Here is a 14,212-nt window from a genome sequence, read left to right as displayed (position 1 = left end):
AAGAAGAAGATGTGTAATCCCCCTTGGATTGAGTATCTTGGTTTTTTGCCTTCGGATATATTTTGGCGTCAAGAGGGTGAAGTTTGGGCTCTTGGGGTCTGGTTGCCTTTTTGGGCTTCTTTAAATGACATCGAACGTCAGGCTTACCTTAAAGAGTGGGATTCTCCTTTAAAATGGCAAGAATTTTATAATCCGGCGTTTCAAAAAGAGTTGTCCTCCCTTGATGGTCCAGGAGGGTGGATTTTGCGCAATAACCTTGCCCCTTGTGATGATAATTTACCTCGGTATATTTCTGTGACTAAGGAACCTCCTTCTTTTTTGTCTACACTTAAAAGGTATGCTTTTCTAATTTTTGGAATTAGGCGTTAGTGGAGCAATGGAACAAGGAACCGACTTAAGGATTATCCATGCGCTTTAATTGTCATTTCCAATGATGATTGATTTTAGAATTTTAACATATTGAAGATCATTTTTTAATCGGCCATTTGTGTTTTAATGCTTCCTTTTTACCAAGACGCACAAGAGGGCTGTGTTGCACATTCCCATTTAACGGGGAACTTTTACCCTGCCGGACAGAGCCTCTTCATCAATATCCATTTGTATTTCATCCTCTTCCTCTATTTCTGGATTTGTATCCTGAAATTGATCGCGAAGTCCTTCAATAATATCTTCGATTTGTTTGTGCGCCTCTTTTTGTTCATCCCAAAACTCTTGATCATATTTTTCAGGATCACTAAGCGTTTGAACGATCGAATTTTTAAGTTCTTTTACTTTTTCGTCGGTAGATACATTTAATTGAGCGATTCGTTCAAATGCAGGTTGAATTAAATGCATGACAACGGGGATGAAATCGGCTGTAAGAATTTTTAAGCCCTTATCCTTTGTTGTATTGTTCAATAATATTTCGAGACTATTATACGACATTCCATATGGACATGCTTCACCTATTAGTAATGCTTCTTGAAATGGTGTATTTTTTCTTATTTTTTCATCTACATATTCAATGTTTGCATAGGCTAAATTGTTTCTGAGAGTAAGAAATTTATCCTGTAGATCTATCACATCATTTGTTGAATTTTGAATTTTTAATATGGTTCTAAGCAATAGAGGGAAAAGCCCTTTCACATAATTGCCTTTTATAGGATCTGAAAAATTATCTTTGCTTAAGATACATATTTTGATGATTTTACAAATCGTCGCTTTTGCGTGATAAGATAAAAAGGCGTCAATATAGGTATTTATTTCGTTTGGTAGCATTTCAGGATCTTTATCGGAAAGCCTTTTGTTTTCTGTAATGTGTACGCAAAATTTATTAAATATTTCTCGAAATGATATTTCTTTTTCGTCTTTAGAGATTTTTGGATTGTTTAAAAATTGCGTATAATAATCTTCCAATGCTTTTGAAAATTTATTATTTAGGTCCATTTCTTTTGGGTGAATGTTAACGCTAAACATGTTGGTTTGATTTTCTTCATTTTTTTCTGCAGGGATTGATAATATATCAAAGAAAATATTATATGTTTCTAGATCATAATTAGGGATAGCTAATGTAAAAAACTGACGAATTGTTAGGTTTGTTTTAAATAGTTCAGGAGGAGTCATAGTGAATGCTGTGTAATCTTTTAAAGAAAATTCTTTACATAGATTTTGAATCATATTGTCAACGTCAGCATGAGATTTTTTTGTATGCGCGCTTTGTCTGTCCGTGTAATTCTGCGACGTAATTCTTCTTAAAACTTTTTGTAAATAATCTTTGATTTCTAATAATGTGTCGCTTCTTTTTTTTGTTATAGCGTCAACAGGTTGAAAGTCAGAAAAAATTTTATTTTCTACTTCAGTCTCATTTGTAATTAAATTTTTGTATGAATAAATATATCTAAAAGCATTTGCAATAGTTTTCTTTTCAATTTCATTGATTCTTATGTGCATATTGGGTAAGAAAATCATTCCTAAACAATTAAAAACACTATTTACCAGATCCATGTTTTCGACCATATTTTCTTTGCCCGTCATGAATAAGAAAATAAGGAATGGTATTGTATTTATTTGAGTTTCAGTGAATTCTGGAATAACTTTTGCAAAGATAGGTATTAAATTTTTTGGCAAGGGATTAATCCTATGCGTAGAGATAGTTTTTAAGTGAATAGCTGAGATTGATTCTATTTGTTTTTCAATCTCTTTTAGATAATCAGCATGATTATTGTCACTTAAATCGCGAAGAATGGATGCAACATGATTTTTTATTTCCTCATTCTTTTTAATTTTATATTTTGAAAGGAGAGAGTTTGATTGAAAGGCGGTCTTTGTGCTTTGATGTAAGATCATTATTTTTTTATGTAAATTTTTTATGATTTCTACGTCTAATTTAATAAATTCTGTAAGATCTTTGGTTGTTTTTTCACACTTTAAATTTAGATTCAGGGTAAAAAGCTTTTTGCATATTTTTCTTAATACTTCATTATAATTTTTATGATTTTGATCGTCGGTTTCAAAGTTTCTTAAATTATTGATCAAATCGTTGAGAAAATTGGTGTTGCTATGAAGGTTTAAGATTTCATTGAGTGTTTTGTTGTTAGGATTCTTTAAGATACACGTGAGTAGATTTCGTTTGGTTAATGTTATTAATGCATGAATTAGTTTTGAGTTCAATTCTATATCAATAATTTCGCTGATATATTGAGTGATTTCACTAGAAGACATTCTTCTGAAATAGGCATCATCCGTTTCTGGATCAATTTTTTTAGAAAATTCACTTTTGATTTTAATTTGTTCCATGGAATCAAGCAGGAAAAGTATAAAATGACGTTGAAATATTTCGTTTGGAATTTCTTCATTGATTAATAAGGCACATTTTTCTTCGATTGCCACAAACGTAAGAAGCGCGCTTGCATTCACTGCATCTTTCCAAAATTCACCTAGTTTTTCTTTAAATAAAGGAACGTAATCATTTAAAAAAATATTTAATTCAGTTTCATTCATTGTATAAAAAGTGCTTTTCTCAAAAAAAGTTGCTATAGGGCATGTGAAGCAATTTTTTGCTGTAGAAAAATTTTTGAGATATAGATGAGGGAATTTGTCAGAAAGGCTGCTTAATTTTTGAAGGAAATCATTTTTGTTAGATTTTTCATCCAATTGGTTGAGTATTTTTTTTAAGATTTCCGCCTCATTTTGATTGAGTGATTGAATATATTCTTTGCTTTCTTGTGTTGCAGAGTAATGCAAAAAATTCAATATGTTGCTTGTGTCGCAGTGCTCACCGAAAGTAAGATATTTTTTAAGATTTAAGCCTTGCACTGTTAATAAATTTTTATAAGGCCGTATTTTTTTTGCGAAGTTTTGCATGGAAGTATCGCTTAACTTATTGTAATTGCTTAATATGTATCTAAACATAGCGAGTGCAAAAAAGGATTGATCGTCTTCTTGTGTGATTTCCGACATAAAATTTTTGACGATTTCTGTTTTATCGTTGGGTATTTTTTTTAAGTTGATAGCATTTAAAAGTTCAAGAGCTATAGATTTGTCGAATTTTGAATTCTTCATAATGTTTTCTATTGCTTCAATGAGGTGAAGTTCAGTGTCTTCGTTTGTAAAATAGTAAAGTTTCATGTACTTAGCTATTGATGTAAATATAAAATAATTGTCATTTAAAGATAGGTTTTTGTTATAAAGCCTTTTAAATATATTAAGAAATACGTTCCTATCTTTTTCTGTATTAATATCGTTTTTAATGTAATTTTTGGACTCTTTTGATGTAAGCTTTAATGAGTGTTTTATTATATCTTCCCAAATAATTGGATTTGGGTAATTGTTTTTTTGTTCTTCGATTAAGTCCAATTTTTTTTGATCGGAATAACTTATTTTTACTTTTTTTTTGGGCGGATTGACTTCCGACGATCTTGTTACAGTGCTTCTTTTAAGATTTTTTTTATTATCTTTGGCTGCGAAAAGTGGATTTACAATAAGGATAGCGGAAATTGCAATGGAAAGAAGTATTTTTAAATTCATCATAACGCCTAATTAAAAAAGATTTTATAAAAACTAACAGGATCTATTAAAAAATACAATAAAAATAAGTAGTTGATGTTGACATTTCGAATTAAGTTTTTGATAAATAATAATAATAAACTCTCATAATGAAGATTAGAGAAACTAAATTAAACGAGTTTATTATGGTCCGACTTATGCTCAATGATGAGTTCTGGTCTAAGCTAAGAAATACCATGCTTGAACATGGAATTTATAACAAGTCAAATCTTCGAAAAATGGTAGAAGGAATTTTATACCGTATGAGAATTGGCTGTCCTTGGCGAGACCTACCAGAAGAATTTGGAAGCTGGAATTTAATTTATCAAAAATTTAACCGCTGGTTTTTAAAAGGAAAATTAATGAAAATTTTTAAAGAATTAGCTTATGATCCTGATTTAGAATGGGAATTTATTGATGATATTATAGTTAAGGCTCATCAACATAGCGCAGGAGCTGTTGGTAAAGAAAATCAAGCAATTGGAAAATCTGTGGCTGGAAATACATCCAAAATACATATGGCAGTTGATGGATGCGGCTTGCCAATTGAATTCAAAATTACAGGTGGAGAAGTTCATGATTGAAAAGCTGCGGCTGAATTTATAGAAAAACTTCCTGTATCGAATTATATAATTGCAGATAAATGGTATGATAGTGAAGAATTACGAGATTTAATCCAAAAAAAATCATCTATACCCATTATTCCAAGGAAAAAAAATTCAATAATAGGAAATGCTGATATGGATTGGGGATTGTATAAATATAGACATTTAGTTGAAAATATTTTTGCTAGACTTAAGCACTTTCGTTCTATTGCAACTCGATATGATAAATTAAAAAGAAACTATGCATCAATGCTCGCTATGGCCTGTAGCTACATTTGGTTGCCAATGTGAAATGTCAACAGCCCCTAATACGATCTTTTACACCACCATTATTTTCAGTCTGGTGTTACAATTTTAATTTTGATCGTAATTTTTTTGTTAAAAATTCTTTATATAGATAAAATAGCTTTTTTATTTTGTTTTTCAAAAGCTTAATTCAAAAAGGATATAGATAAAGATCTTTCAAAAAATAAAAAACCCAGTATTTTTTACGGGTATTTTTATTAAAAATAATTTGATATTTTATTTTTTCACACATTCAGTAATGAAATGTGTATTTAAAATTTAATGTCTAAGTAGATAGAGATAATAGAAGAAATCATGAAAACTAAAATCTTAATTGTACTATGTGAAAAATTGTAAAATGAAAAAAATAATTTTAGCCGTTTCTTTGCTGAGTGCAATAAGCACAAATAAAGCAGAGGCTTACTTTTGGGTCGAGGGCGAAATTGCAATGGAATGTAGAACGGAATATAAAGATTGTTCAAAATACGCTAAAAAGATTACGAATAAGGTCGAAGAAATTGTTGAATACCGTGAAGAAAAAAATAAAGAAAGCGAAAAAAAAGCAAAGGCTGAATTAAAATATTTATATAAAAAACTTGGAAAATGTGAGGAAAAACAAGACAAAAAACGTGCGCGTCCGCAGGGTTTTGGGTTTGGTTGGGGTGTAACTTTTTAAGGAGATAGAAAATAATGCAAAAAACTTTTTTAGTACTTTTATGTTTTTTTATGCCATTGGCAAATGCCAATGCTGGTGATGAATTTAACTTTCAGCAAGAAGTGGAAAGAACGACAGAATTTCCGGATTGTGAAGAATATGTGGAGATGTACACAGAATTTATTCAGCAATATCTTAATCATCCAAAGGAAAGAAAATTTTTAAAGAAACAGATAAATTATGCGTCTAAGAAGCTGGAAAAATGTGAAAAGAGATGTAAGAAGAAGAAATACAAAACGACTATTGGTTTTAAAAAAGAAATAGATTGGAATAAAAAATGAAAAAAACTGCATTTTTAATGGGAGCAATATTGATTGCTCTAAATATGCAGCCCCTTTATGCAGGTTTGACCGATGAGGAAAATAAAAAAGTCTGTAAACAAAAATGGGGTACAAGAGCCGAAATTGTGGGTGAGCATCTTAAAATAGAGAAAGCTTACGAAAAGGCTAGGCCAGGCGAAAACGAAAAGCGAACAGAACGGATTGAAGTTTTTAAAAGTATGTTACTTGAATTAGAAGAAGCTCTAGATTATTGCATTGAAAATGGTGAAAAAAATGCAGGCATCGCTTATAGCGGTACTATTTTAGATTATAATAACTTGTTCATCTATAACTGAGTAATAAAGGATTACTGAAATGAAAAAAAATATGACTAAATTTATGACTGTTGGTCTTGTACTTTCTGGACTTTTTATGTCTCAAGCAAATTCTGTTCTTCCGGATTCTTATGATGATGTTAAGCGTAAGCAAAAATGTTATGACAGATATATGCCTAAAATAGAATCTTGTGAAGAAGAGATTGCGGATTTGAAAAAACTTGATCCACAAACAAGTCAGATAAAGGCTTTGATAAATAAAAAATCACAAAAGCTTAAAAAACTCAAAGAAGCCTATAAAAAATGTCCTGAAATAGGTGACTTGGAAGATGTATTTCCAGATTATCGGATGTAACTGATTTTTTGGTTTTAAGTTCAAATATTTGGGGTTCTTCCATAGGGCCCCTTTTGCGGACAGCTTCATATCAAATATTTTTTGGTAGAAGGGATGGTGTTAGACAAGCTTCTGCTAAATTCCATCTTGTAACTTTTTTTGTCTAAACCCATTGTAAATAAAAGGTTTTTACCTTCTTTGGTAGATAATATTATGCTTTTAAAATATAGGAAAAAACAAATGAAACTTCATCATCTTATCTTAATAGGTACTATTTTCTTATCATTTTCAACCCAAGCTGTTGAATTTGAATCAGATGGTTCCGTCAAAATAAACAAAGAAAATTGTAATTTAGCACAAGAATGCTTGAATGATCTCAATGCTGAACTTGATGACGCAACAGGCTATTTGGAAAAAATGAAAATCAAAAAAGAAATTGATAAAATTATGCCTATGATTCAAAAATGCGTTAAAAAAGGATTTTTATCATAGTAAAAAAAATAAATCTAAATAACATCGATTTAAAATGTAAAGAAAGACCATTTTTTTTATGGTCTTTTTACAGAATATATTTATCGACTTAATGATGTCAATGAATATGATATACCACTCACATCAGAAACAATTCAGTTAGTGCGTTTTGTTCTGCAGAGTACAAAAGACTTTTAAAGTCAGATCAATTGAATTAAAGACATTTATTTTCTTCCAAAGAATAAATGTATTAAAATTACAACTATATTGAGAAAACAACAAATTAAGTAGGAATATGATGCATAAAAATTATACAGACCGACTAAACCCAAAAATTATGAAATTCATTATGATGTCAAAGTGGATAATGTTTTTTGTAATTTTCTTTACCCATTTAACCACCCATATTTTTGCTAATGGTTATGAGGCCGTCGCAAGAGCTTTGGCAAATCATCCAGAATTATATGAATTTGATGGTGATGAATATTGGGGTGAAGGTGGTGCACAAAAAAGGCTTGCAGAATTAGAAAAACGGAAAAAGAAAATCATTGAAAATGATCTTTTGTTTAAGATAGATCAAACCTTAGAGCAAATAAAGCGAGAAGACTTCTTTACCGTAAAAGGTTGGACGCCTAAAAAGAAAATCATTAAAGATGAGCCTAAGATAAATCAAAGCATAGAGCCAATAAAGAAAGATGATATCGCTGAAAATCAAAACATAGTTCAATCAAAGCAAGATAATATAGTTATAAGTGAAAGCATAGAGCAACCAAAGCAAGATAATATAGTTATAAGTGAAAGCATAGAGCAACCAAAGCAAGATGATATCGCTTCAAATCAAAACATAGTGCAATCAAAGCAAGATGATAGCCTTGCCGTAAAAAGTTGGACGCTTAAAATACCTTTTACCGATAAGAATATTTCAAAATCAATGTTGGTGGATGCTACAAAAGCTGTTGTCTTGCCTTTAGCTGATAAAATATCTTTTACGGATAAGAATATTTCAAAATCAATGTTGGTGGATGTTGCAAAAGCGGTTGTTTTGCCTATAGCTGAATTTGGCATTCTTTATGGTTTAGGTGCTTTTACGCCTCTTGTTGAGCCTGTTTCTGGTTTTTCCAGTGACGCTGCAAGACTTTTAGCCCAAAATTCTAAACTTATTGGCGATAAGATGAAGCAAAAAGTGGTGAACGTGGGTTTACGAGGTGTAGGGGTTGGGGTTGATGCTATGAGGCCTGAAAAGACCTCAATAAAAGAACTGGTCAATGCGCGTGCTGATATTTTACATGCTTTAGCGAATGATCCATGTCAAAAAGATGAAGAAAGAATTATTCGTGGTCTTGACAAAATGCAAGAAGGAATGCGTAAAAAAGCTTTAGGAGTTTTATATAAAAGTAGATTTTCAAAAGATTCAAAATCAAATGATTTTATTAATCATTGTATAGAATTACCTCATGAAACAAAGCCTTTGCCACCAGGACCAGATTGGAGTGTAACATCTTATGAAGACTCACAAAAGGTTGTTGGAGAATATATAGAAGGTTTATTTGAAAAACCTTCTTTGCTTTCCAATTATTCAAAACAAACTCAAGATGAACTAAAAGAACTTATTAAATCTATTTGCGATCGTTCTCAAAATACTTGTGATATAGAAAAAAACCAAAGCAAATATAAGCCTTCTACAGTGCCTGATGATACACGCACATCTTTACGCTATCTATTTTATGGTGAGACTGGTACCGGTAAAAGCCATGCAGCTGAAGAAATTGCAAAAAAATTAGATCTGCCTTATAGCTATTTGCAAGTTTTTTCCAAGGAAGATTTATCGGCATCTTCGCTTACAGGAAAGTTTGATTATGTTAGCCCTTGCCTTGGGAAACTTGTAAAACCTTTTTTCGTAGGTGACAAAAGCAATAAAAAGAATTGGAAAAATCCAATCTTAATTATTGATGATGTGGATCGTGTTATTGCTGAACCTAAAGATATTTCTAATGCCCTTTTAGAGGCTCTTAGCCCTGATACAAAAACATTAAAATGTGAGTATTTTGGAAAAGAAGTTGAAATTGATATTTCAGGTCTTATTATTATCATGACTGCCAATTCGGACTTGAATGAAATGCAAAATCAACGAAAAGGTCAAAGAGAATTCACAAACGCAGTTGATAAATTTGAAGCTTTTAGAGACCGCGTTAAAATGATTAAATTCGATGATTTTCCTGTTGGCAGTAAAAAGCCTATTCTTGAAAAATTTATCGATGATAGTAAATTGATGGAATATTCCCTTAATAATCCTCTTAATGGTGACAAAGCAAAAACCAATCGAGATAAACTTATTGAGTTTATCCTTAAGTACTTTCCTCATGAATCACCACGCAAATTAAGGCGTATTGCAGAAAAATTGGCTAATTATTTTCCTGATTATTGGCTTGAATACGCTAAGATTGACACTTTTATCAGTCTGGATCGTGAAGAAAAAATAAAAAAAATTAAAGAGTATCTTATGAAGAATATTTTCTTTAGGAAAATAGCGTTAAAAAAAGATCTTAATATTGAAGATGTAAGTGCTTATCTAGCTCTTTTTATAATGAATTATTTTCCAGAAATACAAAATTTTGATGAGATACATAAAAAAGTCGCAAAAATTTTCCCCAAAATAAGTGATTCAGATGAAGTTTGGTTTAAAGTGTTAAATATCTCCCCTGAATGTATAAAATTTAAGTCCTTAAATGATCATTTATTAAGTAATGATCAAGGGGAAATTTTAAATTGGATCAAGGATTATTTAAAGGACAGTGCTTTTATCAAATATGTTTATGATCTTAACAATATAGATCAAGAAGAGGATAAACAGATTTTTGTTGATGCAATTGCTGAAATTATGAATGGTATGAAATATGAGTCACTTTTTAAGAAACTTAGATCAGTAAATTTATATAATAAGAAATTTTGGCCGTATGCAATTCCCGTTTCGGCAAATCCTGAAAATCAGGGAGAAGTGATTGAAGAAGAGGAAGATTCAAGCGATGAAGAAGTGCCTGAAGATGAATATGTTGAAAGAGATGCGGAGAAAGAGCTTGGTACGATTCAATATGAGTTTTGGAAAGAAATATTCAAATCAACTATTTCTTAACTTCCTGGCACCTTCTAACTTCCCGCGGTAAAGCCCGTGGGATTAAAGGTGCAGGAGCGTAATGTTAATATTTGAAGGGCTTTTATAATTTCTATGGATCCCGCAGTAAAATCTGCGGGACGTAGAAAAAATAGCGAAAAAATCTTCAATAATTTATTAAAAAAAGTTTTACTCTAAATAAATTAAATCTATTTTGATGAGATGATAATGAAAAAAATATGTCACATATTTCTGTTTTGTACGTTTATATTCAATTTTACAGCTTTTGCAGTAAAAAATGAAAACACCAATTTTGTGCCAAACTATCAACCTGTTTTTACGACACAAATCTATGATTTAGGTTTGGTGAGTTCTACAGATGTGAGTGATGATGATCTTTTAATCAAATTAAATGAGAATAAAATTAAAGCACTTAATGATTATATAGGTCAAATTCTTAAAGAAAGATTAAGAACAAATTTAGGCATTAATAGTAAACGAAAACGTTGTAAAATTGTTGGTGGTATTATTACTGCCTTAGGTACTGCGGCCGCTGGTTACTTTACAGGCTTTTTGGCCGCTGGTTTAACAGCTAATGCAAGTAATAAAGTAACAAATGCTTTGACTGACGCTTTAGCTGGATCAGGCGTTGATGCAGGGAAAATACAAAATTTAGAAGAAGAAATTAACGCTTGGTATAAAGGACTTTTGACTGAGCCTATTTTTGAGTGTGAATGTGATTATATTATTGCAAAATATAGTGGAAAATTAGATAAAAATACACAAAAACAAATTGAACAAGTTTTAATCGAGGCGCGTGACAGATCTAATCTACATTTTGATCCCATACAATTTGTTCACAATATTCTTTGCATGCCTAAAGAATGTAAATGGCTGCCGCCTGAATCCAGTCGCACGGCTGATAGTTTTCAGCCGAGCATTGTATCGCTTATTAAGAATGTGTTACATGAACAAACAATTCTTTCAGATTATGCGCCTAAAATTAAAGAACAATTTGGTGATATTTTATCAGGAATTTCGGCTTGCGCACGTAATTCTTTTACCGTACAACCCGCCAATGAACATTATATGAACCTTCGACACGAATATGTTTTTTTTGCAGATTCTGGTATTGGAAACAAAAAAGCACCACAGGCTATAGCAGAAGCTTTAGGCATTCCTTATTACGAATTTAGGCCGGCGTCTTTACTTTCTGATGATTTATTTGGGACGTCACGTTATGGGGAGCATCCTAAGAAAGGTGAGTTTGCAAAGCTTTTTACTCAAAAGGGTGCAAATTATCAAAACGGTATTTTACATATTGATGTTGATTTTATAAAAGATCTTGAGGGGAACCTTGAAGAATTTTTAAGAAAATTGCCTGATATTATGCAATCTTTTGAAAGTGAATTTTATGATCAAAAAATTGATCTTTCTAAAATGCATATTATTTATTCTATAGATAATTATGCTATAGATCATCCCGAGCTTTATTTTAATCTTTTGGGCAGATGTTCTAATTCTATTGAATTTGTTGATTTAAGTATAAATGTGAAGCAAAAACTTCTGCAATTTTATGTTGTTAAAAACAATATTCTTCGTTATTCAGAAATAAAACATCTTGATAATGCTCAAAATGACATTGTTAATCTTATTATTCAACACAAAGCTCACTTTGATTACAAAAAAATGATACAACTCGCTGATAAGCTCGCCAATTCAGAAAGAAAATTTTGGGATGATATATTAGGTCTTTATCGCCCTTGTCATCAAAATGGTAATTCACTTGAGAATAATTTGAAACAAGTTGATGGTTTTATTTTTAGGGATTGCGATATTTTTAGATCAAAGCTTAAAGTACAGTTGGAACAATACACACTTCAAAATCCAACTAGTTTTGAACTGAGCTTAGATGGTGATGTTTCTTTGGATACAAAGATTTTAGCGATTGATTCAGAACAGTCTTTGGATAAACATCGTTTTATTCCCCATAAAATTAGCTTATTAGAAGCACCTTATATTTATGTTGAAAATAAAACATTTTATCTTGTGCGGTGTAATCACGTAGTCGGTGTTTTAAAGCCTGATACACAAGGAGGCGGCAATCCTAAAGATTGGCGTGGGATCGATTTTAATTATATTGAAAAAACAAAACATGCATTCGATACGACTAATCTTAATTTACCTATTTTAGAAGGTGGACTTTATCATATAGAAATATTAAACAATAACTTAGTTCTAACCCCATTAGACAAGAATTTTAAAAGCGGCCTTAAAATAATCTTAACAAACGCGATAGAATTATTCGATCATCTTAAGCCTGATGCTACATCATCAATTTATGAAGCGATTTATGATCAAGTCATGATGCCACTTTTAAGGGTTCTGGATTTAAGAGACTTTGTCTTAGACAAAAAACAAATAGATTTTTTAAAAGAGTATCTTAATGCGCCGCAACAAAAGAATCTTAGAAGTATTTGCTTGAATGGTGATGGGATGGGTGTTTTACTCGATTCAATTGTTCGTTTGCCACATATCCGTCAATTAATTATTACTAATAGTGATCTTTGTAATGATATGGATCTTGCAAAAATAGCATCTATGAAAGAACTTGATTATCTCGATTTACGAGGCAATCCGGGTTTAACCACTGAGTGTTTAAAAGATTTGGTAAAACTGATCGATGATCATATAGAAGAGATTAAAACACTTCGTTTCTTTTCTTTATCAGGCATTGAAAGTTTAGATGATGCATATAAGGAAAAAATAGAGAATCAAAAATTATTGAAAGTAATTGTTAAACCTGCTGATAGCCATGAAAGAGAAATTACTTTCGATAATCCTATTGAAGTTGATGATAAAATTATTCAAAAATCTGACTCACTTTTAAATTTGGCGAATGCTTATAAATTTGTAAAAAATTATAAAGATGCTCGTTCATATTATGAAAAAGCTATCAAGCAAAATAATTATTTAGCCAAATATCAATTAGCTGAATTGCTGGAATCAGGCTTTGGTGGAGATATAGATTTTGCTCGGGCTAAACAACTTTATAAAGAGTCGACAGAGGTCAATAATTATAAAGAAGGTCAATATAGATATGCCATGCTTCTTTTAGAACAGGGCCATCTTCGAAGTGCCAGAGAATGGTTTCAAAAAGCGGCTAACCAAAATCATTTAAAGGCGCAATTTACACTTGCAGAAATGTATAAAGATGGTTTGGGAGGTGAACAAAATTATTATGAAGCTAAAAAATGGTATACAATAGCGGCTTACCAAAATTGTTTAGCGGCGCAATTTAAACTTGCAGAAATGTATAAAGATGGCTTGGGATGTGAAAAAAATTATGAGGAAGCTAAAGAATGGTATAAAAAAGCGGCTAACCAAAGTCATTTTATGGCGCAATTGGAACTTGCAGTAATGTATATAGGCGGCTTGGGATGTAAAATAAACTATGATAAAGCTAAAAAATGGTATGAAAAATGCGCAAATGAATCATCTGATGTAAACTATATACTTCTATTTGCGAAATGTTGTCATTTAGGAATTTTTTGGGCTCAAGATCTTGTTCGTGCACGTCAATTTTATAAAAAAGCGAGCAAAGGTATATCAGAAGCTGCCACTCAATATGCCATTTTTTGTAGGGATGGTACTGGTGATCGGAAAGATCTTGCTGATGCGCGTCGATTATATACAAAAGCAATCAATTCTGTATCAGAAGCTGCCTATCAATATGCTATGTTTTGTCGTGATGGTATTGGTGGTCGAAAAGATGAGGTTAAGGCTTATAAAGTGCGCAAAAACTCTAAAAAAGTTTCCTATGAAGCTCGTTGGCAACGTGATCATACTGGTGGTTCGCAGGATGAGGTTAATGAAGAGCCAAAAAATTGGCTTAAAAGTCGTTGCAGTATTATGTAATTTACGGAAGATTGCTCGGTTCTGTCGCATCTGTGTGAGTTAAGTAAAATTAGATAAACAATCCACCTCTTTTTGATACACTACGCCATTAGAGTGCAAAAATTCTGAAAAGCTGATAACGAAGAATCATGTCCTATGACCTGACCTTTTTGAATCA

At 31.4% G+C, this 14,212-nt stretch carries 9 protein-coding genes and 1 pseudogene; 9 read left to right on the top strand and 1 reads right to left on the bottom strand.

Going from position 1 to position 14,212, the window contains the following annotated elements; genetic code table 11:
* Positions 1-9 precede the first annotated feature (9 nt).
* Positions 10-369, top strand: a complete 360-nt coding sequence (locus Q8L85_01770) for a hypothetical protein (GenBank protein MDP1723414.1) — start codon at positions 10-12, stop codon at positions 367-369.
* A 177-nt stretch (positions 370-546) separates the two neighbouring features.
* On the opposite strand, the gene Q8L85_01765 is transcribed toward Q8L85_01770, so the two are convergent.
* A complete protein-coding gene (locus Q8L85_01765) occupies positions 547-4,005 on the bottom strand; it encodes a hypothetical protein (GenBank protein MDP1723413.1) in 3,459 nt (1,152 codons plus the stop codon).
* A gap of 164 nt (positions 4,006-4,169) precedes the next feature.
* Between Q8L85_01765 and Q8L85_01760 the strand changes: the two are divergent.
* From Q8L85_01760 to Q8L85_01725, 8 genes and pseudogenes are all read left to right on the top strand, one after another.
* A pseudogene (locus Q8L85_01760) lies at positions 4,170-4,919 on the top strand (IS5 family transposase).
* 352 nt (positions 4,920-5,271) lie between these two features.
* Positions 5,272-5,589, top strand: coding sequence for a hypothetical protein (locus Q8L85_01755; GenBank protein MDP1723412.1), 318 nt, complete (start codon positions 5,272-5,274; stop codon positions 5,587-5,589).
* Positions 5,590-5,603: 14 nt separating this feature from the next.
* Positions 5,604-5,909 (top strand): hypothetical protein, encoded by a 306-nt coding sequence (locus tag Q8L85_01750; protein ID MDP1723411.1) that lies wholly within the window; start codon positions 5,604-5,606, stop codon positions 5,907-5,909.
* Positions 5,906-6,244, top strand: coding sequence for a hypothetical protein (locus Q8L85_01745; GenBank protein ID MDP1723410.1), 339 nt, complete (start codon positions 5,906-5,908; stop codon positions 6,242-6,244). Before Q8L85_01750 ends, Q8L85_01745 begins: the two co-directional genes overlap by 4 nt.
* Positions 6,245-6,263: 19 nt before the next feature.
* The gene (locus Q8L85_01740; GenBank protein MDP1723409.1) at positions 6,264-6,578 is read left to right on the top strand and encodes a hypothetical protein; all 315 of its coding nucleotides are present in this window, start codon (positions 6,264-6,266) and stop codon (positions 6,576-6,578) included.
* Between the two features lie 219 nt (positions 6,579-6,797).
* On the top strand, positions 6,798-7,049 hold the full coding sequence (locus Q8L85_01735; GenBank protein MDP1723408.1) for a hypothetical protein: 252 nt from the start codon (positions 6,798-6,800) through the stop codon (positions 7,047-7,049).
* A 346-nt stretch (positions 7,050-7,395) separates the two neighbouring features.
* Positions 7,396-10,158, top strand: a complete 2,763-nt coding sequence (locus Q8L85_01730) for an ATP-binding protein (protein ID MDP1723407.1) — start codon at positions 7,396-7,398, stop codon at positions 10,156-10,158.
* 207 nt (positions 10,159-10,365) lie between these two features.
* Positions 10,366-14,055, top strand: a complete 3,690-nt coding sequence (locus Q8L85_01725) for a hypothetical protein (GenBank protein MDP1723406.1) — start codon at positions 10,366-10,368, stop codon at positions 14,053-14,055.
* The last annotated feature ends 157 nt before the right edge of the window (positions 14,056-14,212 follow it).

The sequence above is a fragment of the Alphaproteobacteria bacterium genome (assembly GCA_030680745.1).
GTDB lineage: Bacteria > Pseudomonadota > Alphaproteobacteria > JAUXUR01 > JAUXUR01 > JAUXUR01.
This window is presented reverse-complemented; position numbering and strand designations above follow the sequence as displayed.